We start from the raw sequence: 15,718 nt of genomic DNA on the forward strand, positions 1-15,718 counted from the left end.
AATAAATGATGTCAGAACGTTCTCCTTTACGTGTCGGAATTGGTGGACCAGTCGGCTCTGGTAAAACAGCACTGACTTTAAATTTATGCCGTGCATTGCGTAATAAATACAATATGGCGGTGGTGACCAATGATATTTACACCAAAGAAGATTCCAACTTCTTAACTCGTCATGAAGCCATGTCACCCGATCGTATTGTGGGGGTGGAAACTGGCGGTTGCCCTCATACGGCTATTCGTGAAGATGCCTCAATCAATTTGGCAGCGATTGATGACTTATGTGAAAAGTTTGATGGTCTAGAGTTAATTATCATTGAAAGTGGTGGTGATAATTTGGCAGCAACGTTTAGCCCTGAACTGTCTGATCTGACGCTATATGTGATTGATGTTGCTGGTGGTGAAAAAATTCCACGTAAAGGCGGTCCAGGCATTACCAAGTCGGACTTACTGATTATCAATAAAACAGATTTGGCGCCAATGGTTGGAGCGAATTTGCAGGTGATGGACCAAGATGCCAAGCGTATGCGAGGAGATAAACCGTTCTTGTTTTCAAACATGAAAACTGAAGATGGTTTAAACGAGATTATCAGTTTTATTGAAAAACAAGGTTTATTCAAAGCTTAAACAAGAGGGCTTAAAGGATGAAACAATGCAATAAATTCGGTCTATTCATTCTGGCAAGTGTTCCGAGCCTTGTAATGGCACATCCAGGCCATCATCACCATGACGCTAATTTTTGGACGGGCTTCATTCATCCGTTTACAGGATTGGATCATTTGATGATGGCACTCAGTTTCGGCGTTTTGATGTGGAGCATGTCTAAAATTTGGAAGATGATTGGGGCATGGGGCTTGCTTACAGCGCTTGTTGCTGGATTCAGTTTAGGTGCGCATGGAATTATTCCTAATGGCGTTACAGAAATTGGAATTGTAGGTTCATTGTTCATCTTAGCTGTAAGTTTATGGACCAAATCGAACAGAATTTTCCCAATTGCAGCAGTGTTTCTATCAGTTTTTCATGGTTCAGCACACGGAGCTGAATTAGCGATGAATGGAAATGTTGGTATTCAGATTTTAGGCATGATTACTGCCATGGCAATGATTTATGCTCTTGGACTGGGTTTAGGGGCATCGATGGTGAAATTTGTTCCACAAGGTAAAAAGATTGTAGGTGCGCTAGCAGCATTGGTTGCAGTAATTGGTTTAGCGTGATCAATCTTGACAAAAAAAACTCCGCAAGCGCGGAGTTTTTTATTTACTAGGGTAATCAGCTACCATTCGCAAGACTTTCAAGCGCTTCCCAGCGTTCTAATTTCTCTAAAAGTAGCTCATCAATTTCAGTAAGTCGAATTGAAAGTTGAGTTGCTTTGTTACTATCTGACACAAATAAAGAACCATCTGCTAAAAGTGCATTAATCTCGGCTTGTTCCTTTTCCAAAGCTTCCATTTCAGCAGGAAGTTGTTCTAAAGCACGTTGATCTTTATAGCTTAGTTTTACTTTTTTAACCGCTGGTGCAGGGGTTGCCGCCGCTTCAGCTTTTGCAGCTGCTTTCTTCACCGCAGATTTCTGATCGACTACAGTTTGATCAGGACGTTGCATGAGGTAGTCTTGATAACCACCGACATATTCATCGATATTGCCTTTGCCATCGAATACCCAAGTTGAGGTCACGACATTGTCCATAAAGGCACGGTCATGCGAGATCAACAATAAAGTTCCTTTGTAATCACTGAGCATCTCTTCAAGCAGCTCAAGCGTCACCATATCCAAGTCATTGGTTGGCTCATCCATCACGATGAGGTTCGATGGTTTAAGCAGTAATTTCGCTAATAAAATGCGGTTACGTTCACCACCAGAAAGGGCTTTTACAGGTGTACGAGCACGCTCAGGGGAGAACAAGAAATCTTGTAAATAGCTATAGATATGACGACGTCCGCCATTGATATCGACAAAGTCTGACCCTTCGGCCACGTTGTCTTTTACCGTTTTTTCAAGATCGAGCACGTTACGAAGCTGGTCAAAATAAGCCACTTCGAGTTGTGTCCCTGTTTTGACCGTACCTGAGTGTTCTTGTTGACCCAAAATTGCTTTGATCAGCGTGGTTTTACCGACACCGTTGTCACCGACTAGACCAATACGGTCACCGCGTAGCACCAATGCGTTAAAGTTTTTGATAATTGGAGGATTGTCGCCAAATTGCACACTGAGGTTTTCAATTTCGAAGACCACTTTGCCTGAACGTTGAGCATCTTGGGTGGCCATGCTCACTTTGCCTTGCTGCGAACGGCGGGCTTTAGATTCTTCTCGTAATGCTTTTAAGGCACGCACACGACCTTCGTTACGGGTACGACGTGCTTTAATACCTTGACGAATCCAAACTTCTTCTTCTGCTAACTTTTTATCGAACAGCGCATTTTGTTTTTCTTCTGCTTCCATCTGTGCAGCTTTGAGTTCGAGGTAACGTGAATAGTTCCCTTCATAACTGCGTAAGATGCCACGATCCAGTTCCACAATACGTGTAGCAATACTGTCTACAAATGAACGGTCATGCGAAATGAAGAGTAATGTTAGATTATTTTGATCGAGTAAGAATTTTTCTAACCACTCGATACTTTCAACATCTAAATGGTTCGTTGGTTCGTCGAGTAACAAAACATCAGGTTGGGTGAGTAGTGCGCGTGCAAGAAGCACACGACGTTTACGACCACCTGAAAGATCAGCTAAATCAGCATCAGGATCAAGTCCCATTTTACTGAGGATTGAATTCACTTTAGTTTCAAGTGCCCAACCATCTAATTGATCCATTTTATGTTGCAAGTTACCCATGCGATCGCAAGCTTCCATATCACCAAGTACGCAAGCTTCGCTTGCTTCGTGATAAGCTCTAAGAACAGAAGCTGCTTCACCTGCGCCATCTGCCACAATATCTGCAACACGTCCCGAGTCCATTGGCACGTCTTGAGCCAGCATAGAAATGGTAATACCATTTTGCAGGGAAACTTCACCAGCGTCAGGCAATAAACTTCCATCAATGAGTTTAAGTAAAGTAGACTTACCCTCACCATTACGGCCAATCAAACACACTCGTTCGCCGCGCTCTAAACTAAAATTCGCGCCGTCGAGTAAGTACGGTCCACCAAATGCGAGTTGGACGTCCCTTAAGGTAATATAGGCCATAATGTTTCCTGAAATCCCCTGATGAGGACTTATAATGTCGAATCAAAAAAATCTAAATGAGCAGGCGTCATTTTCCGCACCCATAGAAGATTTGCAAGTCCGAATTGCATTTTTAGATGAATTAGTTGATCAGTTAAATATTCAAATTGCATTACAAAGCCGTGAAATCAGCGATTTAAAGAAACAAATGCAAATTTTGTATCAACGTGTTGAAGCTACTCATGCTGACGATGGTGTTGCTCCATTTGATCCAATTTTGGATAAACCGCCACATTATTAAGACGTGACATAAATACTGATTATTTATTAAGAAGTATGCGTAAATAGTTTGACCTTTGATATGAAGGTCGTTGTAATAGTCTTTTCACTTGCCGAATTCTGAATCTTATCCTATGAGCGCTAAAGTTGTCCTAATAGATCTTGAAAATAACATGCCGACTTCGACGTTATTTCGGGAGATTGTGCAACATTACACCACGACCTATCTATTTCATTCGAAAGGGAGTTTTCATTACAGTCTCACTGATTTGACTGAATTTGCGAGTTGGATTAGTAGTGGTCAAATTGTCATTTTAGAAATGCTTGAGGCAAAAGAAAAAGAATTTGAGTACGCTGTGATTGTGGGGCAAATCTTGGCATTGGTTGAGCATGGCGCAGAGATTGATGTGATTTCTGCACGAAACTGTAGCACGATGTTGGCTGACATGATGCGAGCTTCTGGCATTCAATGTAATTTGATACAGGTACAACCAGAGCAACCTGTGTCAAAACTCAAATACAACGTGCCTTCAGTTGAAACTATTCGTCAAAATCATGATTTATTTAGAGTAAAGCAATATTGTGATGTTGTGGTTCGTATGGAAGGGAAACCCAACACCTTTGCTAAGCTTAAAAACTCGATCGAGAATACGTTGAGAATAAATGACGAGCACAGCGCTAAATTGATTGGCATGCTAATTAATTTAAAGGTGATTAAAAAAGAAGGTGAGCAAATTTCCTTTCGTAAAAAGGTATTAAAGCAGTGGGCTCAATTGGATATGAATGTTGATGAAGATGTAGTAGCAGACCACAAGCTTGGTCAGGTAGATGCGTTATTGGCGAAGCTACATATCGAAGCAAAAGACATTTTAGCTGAAATTGAAGAGTCACAAGACATTCAACATATTCAGAGTGATTTGTTTAAAAATTTTGAAAAAATAGATCCTGTCCAGCTGGAAGTCATTCAGAAATTGAATGCTTTAAAATCCGGAAAGCCTAAAGATATTTATGAACTCCGTGATCTATTAGAACAACTATTTCCAAAATCAGATGTGCGGTTATTGCTTAAGGAAATGATTGATAAAGGATATATTTATTGGAATGGTCATGAAGTGCTTTACAGCCATGAGATGTTTTTGAACTAAAATATGCCTAGGAAAAAAGCGATGATTTTATCGCTTTTTTTTATTTCAGTTGCACTGTGCTTAGGTGGGGTATACCACATCATGCCTTATTTGGTTCAGGTCTCAATACTTGTTTCATGCCGCTATAAATCGTATTTTTAATTTTCAACTTGCCTTTTATATTCGGCTTATGCAACTCTAATATAAGAAGCAAAAGGTGAACTATGGAAAATGCTGGACTTTGGATAACGATTCTTATCGTTGTTTTTGTGCTGGGCTCGATCTTCGGATTACGTGTAAATCCAAGAGAAAAAGCTTTGGGGATCATGCGTGAGAAAGCGCGAAAAATGGGATTACACCCGCGTTTGATTGCTGCACCTTCATGGACCAATATTCCAATGGCATCAGAAAATCGTGCCAGTATGGTAGCGTATTACAGCGTTATCATTCCTGATGGTCGCCTACCTTTAATGCGCGCATTGGTTGAAAATGAAAAACTTAAGGTTGTTCACGGGAATGAGAAATTTAATGATTTCCCCATTGCATTAAAAGGGATTTATGCTATTGATATGCAGTCTAATTGCGTCGGTTTGTACTGGAAGGAAGAAGAAGATCTTCATGCTACACAACTTGATGAAATGAAAGCACTTTTACACAAATTGGCTGAAATTTAATTTTTTAATCTTATAGGAATAACGGTTCACTATGGCGAATGCTCCTAAGTCCACATCCAAAAGCGCTACAGCTCAATCGTCAGAAGCTGGAAAAAAACGTGCTTTAGTGATCGTCGAGTCGCCTGCTAAAGCGAAGACCATTAATAAATACTTAGGTTCAAACTACATTGTGAAATCATCTGTGGGTCATGTCCGTGACTTACCAACAGGTGCTTCAAAAAGTACGGAAAAGAAACCAGTAACACGTACCAAACAGACTGCTGAAGAGAAAGCTGAAAAAGCTCAACAGGCACTGATCAATCGTATGGGGGTAGACCCTGAGCACGGTTGGAAAGCACACTATGAAGTGCTTCCTGGTAAAGAAAATGTTGTTTCAGAACTGAAAAAGCTTGCTTCGCAGGTTGACGAGGTCTATCTCGCAACTGATTTGGACCGTGAAGGAGAAGCGATTGCTTGGCATTTAAAAGAAGTTATTGGTGGTGATGACTCTCGTTATAGACGTGTGGTTTTCAACGAAATTACTAAAAATGCCATTCAAGAAGCATTTAAACAGCCTGCTCGTTTAGATATTGATAAAGTCAATGCACAACAAGCACGCCGTTTCCTTGATCGTATTGTTGGCTTTATGATTTCACCACTATTGTGGGAGAAGATCGCACGTGGTTTATCTGCGGGTCGTGTACAGTCAGTTGCTGCGAAACTTGTGGTTGAGCGTGAGCGAGAAATTCGTGCTTTTATTCCTGAAGAATATTGGCAAGTTTTTGCAGATACCAAATCTAAAAAAGATGATATTCGTTTAGAAGCAGTCAAACAGTCAGGTAAGACATTAAAACTTCAAAACAAAGCACAAACAGATGCTTTATTAGATGTTTTAAAAGACGCTGAATTCAAAGTTGCTGCCCGTGAAGATAAACCGACCAAAGTTAATCCGAGCGCACCTTATATCACCTCGACCTTACAACAAGCAGCAAGTACTCGACTCGGTTTCTCTGTAAAGAAAACGATGACGATGGCACAGCGCTTGTATGAGGCAGGTTATATCACCTATATGCGTACCGACTCTACATTCTTGAGTGATGATGCGGTCAATATGGTACGTGGACATATCGAAACTGAGTATGGTGAAAAATATCTCCCTGCAAAGCCAAACCGTTTTGGAAATAAAGCAGGTGCGCAAGAAGCCCATGAAGCGATTCGTCCATCAAACGTCGCACTGAAGGGTGATCAACTTGCGGGTGTAGATCGCGATGCTCAGCGTCTATATGATCTGATTTGGCGTCAGTTTGTTGCATGTCAAATGACACCTGCTGAATATTTGTCTTCGACGATCTTGGTTGACGCGAATGGTGTAGAGCTTAAAGCTAAAGGTCGTACTTTGGTATTTGATGGCTTTACGAAAGTACGTGGCCAGAACAAGTCGGATGATGATGTTTTACTGCCTGCTGTGAAAGTGGGTGAAGTTCTACAACTTCAAAAGTTAGATCCTTCGCAACATTTCACTAAACCGCCTGCACGTTTTACAGAAGCATCATTGGTGAAAGAGCTTGAGAAAAAAGGCATTGGTCGTCCTTCAACTTACGCAGCGATTATTTCAACGATCCAAGATCGTGGCTATGTGAAATTGGATAACCGTCGTCTCTATGCAGAGAAGATGGGTGAAATCGTTACAGATCGTTTGGACGAAAGTTTTAACAACTTAATGAATTATGCATTTACTGCAGATCTAGAAGGTCAACTGGATAAAGTTGCAGATGGTGAGCGTAATTGGAAAGAGTTATTAGATAGTTTCTATGGTGATTTTAAGAAACGTCTGACTACTGCACAGGGTGAAAATGGCATGCGCCGTAATCAGCCTGTTGAAGTTGATGCTGTGCATTGTAAAGAATGTGATCGTCCGATGCAGATTCGTACCGGTACCACAGGTGTATTCTTAGGTTGTTCTGGCTATAACTTACCACCGAAAGAACGTTGTAAAGGTACACTTAACTTAACGCCAGTAGAGTCTTTGGCTGCATTATCTGATGATGAGTCTGCAGAAACCGCAGATTTAATGTCGAAAAAACGTTGCCCAATTTGCGAAACAGCAATGGATAGCTACGTTATTGATGGTGGTCGTAAACTTCATATTTGTGGGAACAATCCAGACTGTGAAGGTTTTGAGCTTGAAGAAGGTGAGTTCAAAATTAAAGGGTACGATGGTCCAACAATTCCATGTGACAAATGTGATGGTGAGATGCAGTTAAAGACAGGGCGTTTTGGTCCTTATTTTGCCTGCACAAGCTGTGAAAATACACGTAAAGTATTGAAGAATGGTCAACCAGCACCTCCTCGTGTCGACCCGATTAAAATGGAACATTTGCGCTCAACGAAACATGACGACTTTTTCGTATTACGTGATGGAGCAGCAGGCTTATTCTTAGCAGCAAGTAAATTCCCTAAAGTGCGTGAAACTCGTGCTCCTAAGGTTGCGGAATTGCGTACGGTTGCTGAACAGCTAGATCCAAAGTATCAGTTTATTCTGCAAGCGCCAGATACTGACCCTGATGGAAACCCAACTTTAGTGAAGTTTAGTCGTAAAAATCAAGCGCAATATATTGGTTCTGAAACGCCTGAAGGTAAACAAACGAAATGGTCTTTGATTTACCAAGATGGTAAATGGATTGAAGCTTAACGTTTAAATAACAGAAAATGCTGACCTAGGTCAGCATTTTTTTATGACATTAAATTTATTGTCTTACACATACTCTTGAGAGATTTTCTATTTCTGTATCAAATAGAATGAAATTCGCAATCATTTCTTTGTTATCGAGTTTTTTAATTAGTAATTTCACAGCATCAGGATCAGCTAAAGCTGATTTAAGGTTTAATTGCTCTTCAACTTGAGCATTGTCTATTTCAAATTTCAGTAATTTATTTTGATCAATTGTGAGTATATGTTCTTGTAAACTCCATTGAGCTTCAGATTGGGTATAAGCAATTGCTTTCTCGTTATCTTTAATAAAGGTCATTTGATTTTTTTCAAAATATTGACCATTTGGTTTGAACTCAGACACTATTTCGCTTTTCGCAGCATAACCCATGTAATCCATTTCTTCAGTACATTTCCATTTGGCTGAAAGTGCTGATAATTGAATATTTTCACTACTGTGTGAATTGGTTGCAGACGAGCTGGTAGCTTGATTACATACAAAAATGAATGTACACAGCACTAAAGTTTTTTTAAATATTTGATATTTTTGCATTGTTATACCGTTATTTTTTTTGGGGAATTGTAAGTTTATTACAATATATATAAGGGTTCTATTTGAAAAATTGAAAATCTCAATGTAATAAATAAGTATCTGAATTAATTTAAATATGAGAATAGCAATAAAGTATGCAGCAAAGGATAGAAACTTTTATTTTGGCTCCCGACTCTTTCAAAGAAAGCATGCCTGCTGAGCAGGTATGCATGATTATGAAAAATGCCATCCATAAAGTCTTACCCGATGCACAATGTATTTTGAATCCAATGGCAGATGGTGGTGAAGGAACCATTGATGCATTGGTCATGGCAAAATCAGGATTAAAAATCGCGTGCGAAGCACAAGGCCCATTCGCTAATCAGCGTGTCATGACTCATTTTGGATTAATTGATCAGGGACAAACAGCAGTCATTGAAATGGCGAAAGCCAATGGCATTCATCTCATACCACCTCATTTAAGAAATCCTTTGTTCACTAATACTGTAGGAACAGGGCAACTGATTGCTGCAGCTCTCGAATTCGGTGTGAAAAAGATCATCATCGGATTGGGTGGGAGTGTGACCAATGATGGTGGTGCTGGTATGGCGCATGCTTTGGGCGTGAAATTTATTAATCAATATCATGAAGCATTTGAGCCAACAGGTGGAAACTTAAACCAAATCGATTCCATTGATGTGTCACAACTCGACCCAAGATTGACTAAAACAGATATTGTTATTGCTTCAGATGTAAACAATCCATTATGTGGTCCACTTGGCGCATCTTATATTTTTGGTCCGCAAAAAGGGGCAACACCTGAAATGGTGCAAGTATTGGATCATAATTTATTGCACTTTGCAGGGGTGGTAGAGCAGCAGCTTTTAGTCGATTTACGTCATCGATCTGGTGCTGGTGCAGCAGGTGGTTTGGGATTTGGTTTGATGGCATTTACAGGCGCAGATATTCGATCGGGTGCTGAATTAATCATTGAGGAAACTCAATTGGCTGAAAAAATTGCGCAAGCTGATTATGTATTTACGGGTGAAGGGAAAATTGATACTCAGACTCAATTTGGTAAAACCCCATTTGCCGTTGCTCAAGTCGCATATCGGCACAACAAGCCTGTATTTGCATTCGCTGGTAGAGTTGGTGAAGGGGTAGAACCATTGTACGAACAAGGGTTTCATCACATCTGTAGTATTAATCCTCTGGATCAAAGTTTGTCAGAATCCTTGAAAAATGCAGTTCAGAATTTAGATTTAACGGTACAAAATATCGTAAGGCAGTATATCTAATTCTCTATGTAAGTGGGCTTTGAGGTTTAAAACTGAAGCGTGTTTGTATTTTCTAAATCTAGCTCTGTTAAACTATTGTTATTGTAAAATTGATGAGTAGCGATGAGTTTAGACAGCCTGATTGATGAATTAAATCCTCAACAAAAACAAGCTGCAACCACAGAAGCCTTACATAGTTTGGTGTTGGCGGGTGCGGGCTGTGGTAAAACCAAAACGATTGTGGCACGTGCTGCTTATCTCATTGATCAAGGTGTACCCGCCAATCAAATTCAAATTTTGACGTTTACGCGTCGTGCTGCCAGTGAAATCGTGGCGCGTGTCGAATTGGCACTCGGTGAACAAGCAAAAGGATTACGAGCATCAACATTCCATACTTTTTGTATGTACTTGCTGCGTCGTATACCAAAAGCTTTCGGCTTAGCGCAATTCTCAATTATTGATCGTGATGATCAACTCATGATGTTTCGTTTGATACGTGGTAAAGATGATAAGAAGAATCCCAATCAGCTCCCGAAGCCTGCTGAATTATGTGATCTGTATTCATATGCTAGAAATACGCGTCAAAAGCTAAGTGTTGCCATAGAAAAGCAAATGCCTGAATTCTTAGCAATGAAAGACCTGATTGCAGAAATCATGAAAGAATATGAAAGTCGAAAGCAGGCACGCAGCTTTCTTGATTATGACGATATTCTTGCGATCGTGGCATCAGCTTTAGCACAGTCTGAGGGTCTAGTCGATTATGTGGCCTCGATTTGCAGACATATGCTTGTGGATGAAATGCAAGACACCAATCCATTGCAATGGGCGCTATTAGAGCCTTTAAAGGATCGAGTAAGTTTGTTTTGTGTCGGGGATGATGCTCAATCGATTTATGGTTTTCGTGGAGCAGATTTCGAAAACATTCATCATTTTAAAGAGCGTGTGCCAGCAGCACAGATCTTTAAATTAGAAAAAAACTACCGATCTACTCAAGAAATTTTAGATTTATCAAATTGGTTGCTTGATCAAAGTGAGATTAAATATGACAAGCGCTTAAATGCGTATCGAGGTACAGGCATAAAGCCTAAAATTCATATTTTCCCGAATGAGTTTGATGAAGCAAAATGGATTGCCATAGATATTAAAGAGCGACATTTGCTTGAGGGAAGTCCTTGGCGCGATCATATGGTTCTGGTACGTTCAAGCTTTGCAGCTCGTCATATTGAAGCAGCTTTCATTGCAGCCAATGTCCCATATCGGTTTATTGGTGGTATGAAACTTCTTGAAACTGCGCATGTTAAGGATTTACTGAGTTTACTACGGGTCATTGCCAATCCTTCAGACGATATTGCATGGATGCGGTTTTTGACGCTTTGGGATGGGGTCGGTGATGTTGGCGCAAGCCGTTTAGCGCAACAGTTGTTACAGGACCCTCAAGATGACGTCATTGCGGAAAAACTAGAAAAATTTGGACGTATTCCTGCTGAGGCTCTACTCATTATGAAGCAGTTGAATGTGTTAAAGACTGAAGTTCAAGCTTGCGTAAGCTTGGCAATTCAGGCAATAGAAATTCAGTTGAGTGAAAATTACAAAAAGGATTGGGGGCGTCGTCAAGGAGACTTTGAGTTGGTGAAACAGTTAGCTTCAAAACATACTCAGTTAAGTGAGTTTTTAGAAGCCTACGTGCTTGATCCAGTTTCAATCAGTGAAATCGAACGCCAGTCAGATACTGATGTTGTTACCTTGATCACGATACATTCTGCTAAAGGAACTGAACAAAAAGTTTGTTACGTGGCGAATGTGACACCTGGTCAGTATCCACATGCAAGAGCTCAAGGGGATTTTGATGAAGTTGAAGAAGAACGCCGTGTGCTTTATGTAGCACTTACCCGTGCACAAAATGAATTGATTTTAACCAAGCAAAATTTGGTGACGTGGGCAAGGGAACAAGTCGATGAGCAAGGACGAAAAGTTGAAAGCTATTTTCTTAATGATCTTTCAAGACATTTGTGTACAAGTGAAACACATTATAAAACCAGGCAGCAAACGGTTAAGAGTGCTTTGATTGAGCGACAGTCGATTAATTTAGATTTTGGGATTGATCTCGATTAAACTATCTAGATTGTTTCATACAAAAAGTAGAGTAGGCGCGTACTTTTTGGTTTTTTTGCCTATCTTCTTAAGGTTTTTTCATGAAAATTTTAGTTCGTAACTTAGAGCGCAGCATTACTGAAGCTGAGATTCTGGAGTTATTTCAGCAGTTTGGAACAGTAGACTCATGTACATTGGTATTAGATGCTGCAACAGGCAAATCGAAAGGATTTGCCTTTGTTGAAATGCCACATGGTCGTGAAGCTGTGAAAGCAATTAAGGGGCTGAACACCCGTAAAGTTAAAGGTGCAGGTATTCGAGTAAAAGCTGCAGACGAAAAGCCAGAAGCATAACTTGATGTCTAAATAAAGTAGGAGCAGTTATTGCTCCTTTTTATTTGATATTTTATTTAATTTCACTAATAAATATGAATCTTTTTTAGCTTTTTTGACCGACTTTTGTACTTTGAAGAATTGACATATTTTTGAAATGTATTTCTGTTATATATTAATATTTTTATTAAAAATATACACTTAAAATCACATTTATATACAAATTATTGTGAAGTATATCTTAATAATAGATTGAATAAGTTTGAGTGAAGTGTGTAGTATAAAAGCTCCATTATAAAACCCCAAAAGGTTATAAAAATGTCTATTCAAGAATTAAATCATCTAGAAACAGAAATCGTATCAGGTGCAGGTACGTTAATCGGTGACACGCTTCAAAACGCATCAAACTTATTTTCGAGCACATTGAATGTTCAAGCTCCAATTTGGAAGCCACTGAGCCTAATTCCTGGTGTTGGTGCAGTTCATCAAGCAATTGATGTTGGCTTCCTTGCGATTTCAGAAGGTCTTTACAAGGCTGGAACACTGTTAGGTGGTGATCAAGATCAGGTCAAATTTCATTATGACAATGAAAAAGGCGATGGGACTTATAATCCATTAGGAATTTTTAAGGGTATTGTTCGCTAATATAACCTTAGATTCATTCGAAAGGGTCAGCCATGTATTTGGCTGGCTTTTTTTTTAAGCAGTATGCATTAATCATCAAGCTTTCAATCAATCTTGTTGATCTAAAATTAATCTTTATTTTTTTCTTAAAAGCATTGCGTGATATGGCGCCAACATTTAAGTTGTATGACATAAATGTTGCTAGGAAGTTTTCATGTCTCGTGTTGCTCGTTTTCATGCAGATCGCACTAATCAAAAACTCTATTTTGCCCGTCTATCATGTCAGCAAGCAGAACAGACAGATCATATTCAACAAGCTCAAGCCCATCGTGAAGCGGCAGTCTTTCATTTGCATGGAGCGGTTTTGGCATTTTTGCAAGAGTTGGTTCGTTATTACCGTTTAAATGATTTTTCACCTACATTAAAATCTATTGAAGAGCATATGGCCGCTAAAGGGCAAGTTTCTCCAGAAATCACCGTTTTACAGCATCTTGCAAAGGATGGTTTTATTGCAGAACTAAAGCGCGCTTATCGTATGTGCCAGTATGCACCTGAACCAAGTGCACCAGAACCTGAGGATGAGACTTCTTCAAATCTTATTATTAAAGTCACGCAGACACCTCAAGCGTGGTTGCCAGACACTCAAATTCTTCGAGAGTGGCATCGTGACTTAACCCATCTTATTGACGGTTTTCGTAACGAAATGGTTGAGTTTTAATTGTAATCATGACAGTTTTAAACGATTAGACTTGAAATATAAATTTTAGAACTTATATAAAATAGTCTAAGCTATGCAAAGTGCATTCAGCATTTTGCCACCATGTGAATCATGGAGGGTATATGTCTATAGAGCAATTGAAAGAATTATTCGGAACACAAGAAGCAATTTTAGAATTGGTGCAACTTGAGAATGGCGAGTTAGCGCTTCGTCACGCTGCATCCGAGGATGAGCCACTTGTGAAAATTCAATTTAATGATGAAGTGAAAGCTTTATTAGGTGATCATATGCCTTTGATTGCCCAACACATGATTCAGGCTGCGTTATTTGCACTTCTCGAAAAACAATCGAATGAATGGCATGCGGAAGTCGTAGATGAAAAACCACAGTTTTATAGCTAAGAAAAAACCGCGCAAATAGCGCGGTTTTTATTTTACTTAGTGAGATGGTGCATGATGATGTGCGATTTCAATTTGATTTAGAATATGATTGCTCATGTTCTTCGCCATTTCTTCCTTCGCGTAATACACTTCACCAATTTCATCTGCACGTATTGCTTCAGCTTCTTCTTTACTTTCTGCACAGATCAAAACTTGAATCTGTGGATTCAGAAGTTTGGCAGTATCTACAATCTTATGAATATCTAAAATATCCATCGGCGAGATAATTAAAAGCCTCGCATGTTGTATATGCGCTTGAATTAATACGCCCGGTTCTGTTGCTGAACCTGATACTGCAGCAATATCTTTTGCACGTAGTTTTTCAACAATTTCTCGATTTTCTTCAGCAATCACCACTTTGATGTTATTTTCCATCAGTGTTTTTGTTAAGCGACGTCCAACTTCTCCATGACCGACCATGACCACTTGATCGCGCAGGTAGTCCTGTGAGACCTCGTCAGGTAGCATCGCCAATGGATCACCACTACGCTCAAGCAAACGAGCCAAATGCGAGCGCTCACGAATCCATTTCTGTACGGGTTCAATGGCTGAAAATAAAACAGAATTGAGCGAAATAGAAAATAATGCCCCGGCTAAAATCAAGTTTTGAGCTTCAGGGGTTAATAATCCTATAGATAGACCGAGTGTTGCCAATATAAATGAGAACTCACCGATTTGAGCGAGTGAGGCACCTACTGTAAGTGCGGTATTTAATGGATAGCGGAAGAACAAAACCAGCGCCATTGCTGCTAATGTTTTTCCGATCATGATAATGCTAATCACAGCCAGAATATGAAGTGGTTCTTCAACGATAATTGTTGGGTCAAACAACATTCCGACAGAGACGAAGAATAGGATGGAGAATATCTCACGCAGTGGTAACGTTTCTTCTTCAGCACGATGACTGAAGTCAGACTCTTTAACCACCATCCCAGCAAAGAATGCACCTAATGCCATTGAAACGCCAAAAATCGCATATGAACCATAGGCAATGGATACGGCTGCTGCAACCACAGTCAGTGTAAATAGCTCGCGAGAACCCAAGCGTACGACAAACTGAATAATTTTAGGGATGAGGCGCTTACCAATAATCAGCATAAAGGCAATAAAGCCCGCAACTTTAAGTAAGGTTATTCCTAAAGTCACAAAGACATTTTGATCTGGATCAGCGCCTTCCAGTGCTGTTCCGCCAAGGAGTACAGCTGTAGCGGGTAATAAAACTAAAGCGAGCACCATGACTAGGTCTTCGACGAGTAGCCATCCCACAGCAATTTTTCCATTGACTGAATCCAGTAAGCCTCGGTCACCTAAAGCTTTTAGGAGTACCACAGTACTCGCACAAGATAAGCTTAAGCCAAACACCAATGCTGACCCAAAACTCCATCCCCATAGCATGGAGACGCCAATCCCGAGGATGGTAGCCACTGTGATTTGTAAAATTGCACCAGGGACAGCAATACGCCGAACTTGCATTAAATCTTTCAGTGAAAAGTGCATCCCGACACCGAACATCAAAAACATGACACCCAGTTCTGCGAGTTGATTGGCTAGTGTGATATCGGCGACGATACCGGGGGTTTTGGGGCTAATAATAATGCCGGCAATGAGATAGCCAACAAGAGGGGGTAGACGTAAACGTGCGGCGATAAAGCCAAAAATAAGGGCTAAGCCAAAACCAACCGCAAGCAATATAATTAAATCTACATCATGTGGCACTAATCACCCCTTAAATATTTATAAATTATGAATTGGCTTTTGAGCTGTATAAGCATAAAAAATGCCA

15 protein-coding genes are annotated in these 15,718 nt (G+C 40.0%); 12 read left to right on the top strand and 3 right to left on the bottom strand.

Annotated elements, in window-relative coordinates; all coding sequences use genetic code 11:
- The first annotated feature begins 8 nt into the window (after positions 1-8).
- Both ureG and AC1M9N_RS12060 read left to right on the top strand, forming a co-directional pair.
- Positions 9-623, top strand: coding sequence for an urease accessory protein UreG (gene ureG, locus AC1M9N_RS12055; RefSeq protein ID WP_035266791.1), 615 nt, complete (start codon positions 9-11; stop codon positions 621-623).
- Positions 624-640: 17 nt separating this feature from the next.
- On the top strand, positions 641-1,210 hold the full coding sequence (locus AC1M9N_RS12060) for a HupE/UreJ family protein (RefSeq protein ID WP_481954822.1): 570 nt from the start codon (positions 641-643) through the stop codon (positions 1,208-1,210).
- A 55-nt stretch (positions 1,211-1,265) separates the two neighbouring features.
- Here AC1M9N_RS12060 and AC1M9N_RS12065 read toward each other — a convergent pair whose 3' ends face one another.
- Entirely contained in the window at positions 1,266-3,176 is a 1,911-nt protein-coding gene (locus AC1M9N_RS12065) for an ATP-binding cassette domain-containing protein (RefSeq protein ID WP_481954823.1), read from the bottom strand.
- Positions 3,177-3,210: 34 nt separating this feature from the next.
- On the opposite strand from AC1M9N_RS12065, the gene AC1M9N_RS12070 reads away from it, so the two are divergent.
- The 4 genes from AC1M9N_RS12070 (at position 3,211) to topA (ending at position 7,903) form a co-directional block, all read left to right on the top strand.
- Positions 3,211-3,456: a SlyX family protein gene (locus AC1M9N_RS12070; RefSeq protein WP_035266784.1), complete on the top strand. Its 246-nt coding sequence runs from the start codon at positions 3,211-3,213 to the stop codon at positions 3,454-3,456.
- Between the two features lie 112 nt (positions 3,457-3,568).
- Complete coding sequence (locus AC1M9N_RS12075; protein WP_481954824.1) at positions 3,569-4,579, top strand: hypothetical protein; 1,011 nt, start codon at positions 3,569-3,571, stop codon at positions 4,577-4,579.
- Between the two features lie 203 nt (positions 4,580-4,782).
- Positions 4,783-5,232 (top strand): hypothetical protein, encoded by a 450-nt coding sequence (locus AC1M9N_RS12080; RefSeq protein ID WP_035266779.1) that lies wholly within the window; start codon positions 4,783-4,785, stop codon positions 5,230-5,232.
- A 31-nt stretch (positions 5,233-5,263) separates the two neighbouring features.
- The gene (gene topA, locus AC1M9N_RS12085; RefSeq protein ID WP_035266776.1) at positions 5,264-7,903 is read left to right on the top strand and encodes a type I DNA topoisomerase; all 2,640 of its coding nucleotides are present in this window, start codon (positions 5,264-5,266) and stop codon (positions 7,901-7,903) included.
- 55 nt (positions 7,904-7,958) lie between these two features.
- On the opposite strand, the gene AC1M9N_RS12090 is transcribed toward topA, so the two are convergent.
- Positions 7,959-8,474 carry a hypothetical protein gene (locus AC1M9N_RS12090; RefSeq protein ID WP_481588666.1) on the bottom strand — a complete coding sequence of 172 codons (516 nt, stop codon included), beginning with the start codon at positions 8,472-8,474 and terminating at the stop codon, positions 7,959-7,961.
- A gap of 134 nt (positions 8,475-8,608) precedes the next feature.
- Here AC1M9N_RS12090 and AC1M9N_RS12095 point away from each other — a divergent pair, with 134 nt between their 5' ends.
- The 6 genes from AC1M9N_RS12095 (at position 8,609) to AC1M9N_RS12120 (ending at position 13,896) form a co-directional block, all read left to right on the top strand.
- On the top strand, positions 8,609-9,751 hold the full coding sequence (locus AC1M9N_RS12095; protein ID WP_481607790.1) for a glycerate kinase family protein: 1,143 nt from the start codon (positions 8,609-8,611) through the stop codon (positions 9,749-9,751).
- 102 nt (positions 9,752-9,853) lie between these two features.
- Complete coding sequence (locus AC1M9N_RS12100) at positions 9,854-11,842, top strand: ATP-dependent helicase (RefSeq protein ID WP_481954825.1); 1,989 nt, start codon at positions 9,854-9,856, stop codon at positions 11,840-11,842.
- Between the two features lie 80 nt (positions 11,843-11,922).
- Complete coding sequence (locus tag AC1M9N_RS12105; protein ID WP_035266766.1) at positions 11,923-12,174, top strand: RNA recognition motif domain-containing protein; 252 nt, start codon at positions 11,923-11,925, stop codon at positions 12,172-12,174.
- A gap of 297 nt (positions 12,175-12,471) precedes the next feature.
- On the top strand, positions 12,472-12,798 hold the full coding sequence (locus AC1M9N_RS12110; RefSeq protein ID WP_481954826.1) for a hypothetical protein: 327 nt from the start codon (positions 12,472-12,474) through the stop codon (positions 12,796-12,798).
- A 193-nt stretch (positions 12,799-12,991) separates the two neighbouring features.
- A complete protein-coding gene (locus tag AC1M9N_RS12115) occupies positions 12,992-13,495 on the top strand; it encodes a DUF6586 family protein (protein ID WP_035266761.1) in 504 nt (167 codons plus the stop codon).
- Between the two features lie 122 nt (positions 13,496-13,617).
- Positions 13,618-13,896, top strand: coding sequence for a hypothetical protein (locus AC1M9N_RS12120; protein WP_035266758.1), 279 nt, complete (start codon positions 13,618-13,620; stop codon positions 13,894-13,896).
- Positions 13,897-13,932: 36 nt separating this feature from the next.
- On the opposite strand, the gene AC1M9N_RS12125 is transcribed toward AC1M9N_RS12120, so the two are convergent.
- Positions 13,933-15,651 carry a cation:proton antiporter gene (locus AC1M9N_RS12125; RefSeq protein WP_035266756.1) on the bottom strand — a complete coding sequence of 573 codons (1,719 nt, stop codon included), beginning with the start codon at positions 15,649-15,651 and terminating at the stop codon, positions 13,933-13,935.
- Between the last annotated feature and the right edge of the window lie 67 nt (positions 15,652-15,718).

This window comes from Acinetobacter sp. ANC_7655 (assembly GCF_056784015.1).

What these genes read in the sequence shown, in the direction of transcription:
- ureG (WP_035266791.1), top strand. Translation starts at nt 9, where the DNA reads ATGTCAGAACGTTCTCCTTTACGTGTCGGAATTGGTGGACCAGTCGGC.
- AC1M9N_RS12105 (WP_035266766.1), top strand. Translation starts at nt 11,923, where the DNA reads ATGAAAATTTTAGTTCGTAACTTAGAGCGCAGCATTACTGAAGCTGAG.
- topA (WP_035266776.1), top strand. Translation starts at nt 5,264, where the DNA reads ATGGCGAATGCTCCTAAGTCCACATCCAAAAGCGCTACAGCTCAATCG.
- AC1M9N_RS12100 (WP_481954825.1), top strand. Translation starts at nt 9,854, where the DNA reads ATGAGTTTAGACAGCCTGATTGATGAATTAAATCCTCAACAAAAACAA.
- AC1M9N_RS12115 (WP_035266761.1), top strand. Translation starts at nt 12,992, where the DNA reads ATGTCTCGTGTTGCTCGTTTTCATGCAGATCGCACTAATCAAAAACTC.
- AC1M9N_RS12080 (WP_035266779.1), top strand. Translation starts at nt 4,783, where the DNA reads ATGGAAAATGCTGGACTTTGGATAACGATTCTTATCGTTGTTTTTGTG.
- AC1M9N_RS12065 (WP_481954823.1), bottom strand. Translation starts at nt 3,176, where the DNA reads ATGGCCTATATTACCTTAAGGGACGTCCAACTCGCATTTGGTGGACCG.
- AC1M9N_RS12095 (WP_481607790.1), top strand. Translation starts at nt 8,609, where the DNA reads ATGCAGCAAAGGATAGAAACTTTTATTTTGGCTCCCGACTCTTTCAAA.
- AC1M9N_RS12075 (WP_481954824.1), top strand. Translation starts at nt 3,569, where the DNA reads ATGAGCGCTAAAGTTGTCCTAATAGATCTTGAAAATAACATGCCGACT.
- AC1M9N_RS12110 (WP_481954826.1), top strand. Translation starts at nt 12,472, where the DNA reads ATGTCTATTCAAGAATTAAATCATCTAGAAACAGAAATCGTATCAGGT.
- AC1M9N_RS12120 (WP_035266758.1), top strand. Translation starts at nt 13,618, where the DNA reads ATGTCTATAGAGCAATTGAAAGAATTATTCGGAACACAAGAAGCAATT.
- AC1M9N_RS12090 (WP_481588666.1), bottom strand. Translation starts at nt 8,474, where the DNA reads ATGCAAAAATATCAAATATTTAAAAAAACTTTAGTGCTGTGTACATTC.
- AC1M9N_RS12070 (WP_035266784.1), top strand. Translation starts at nt 3,211, where the DNA reads ATGTCGAATCAAAAAAATCTAAATGAGCAGGCGTCATTTTCCGCACCC.
- AC1M9N_RS12060 (WP_481954822.1), top strand. Translation starts at nt 641, where the DNA reads ATGAAACAATGCAATAAATTCGGTCTATTCATTCTGGCAAGTGTTCCG.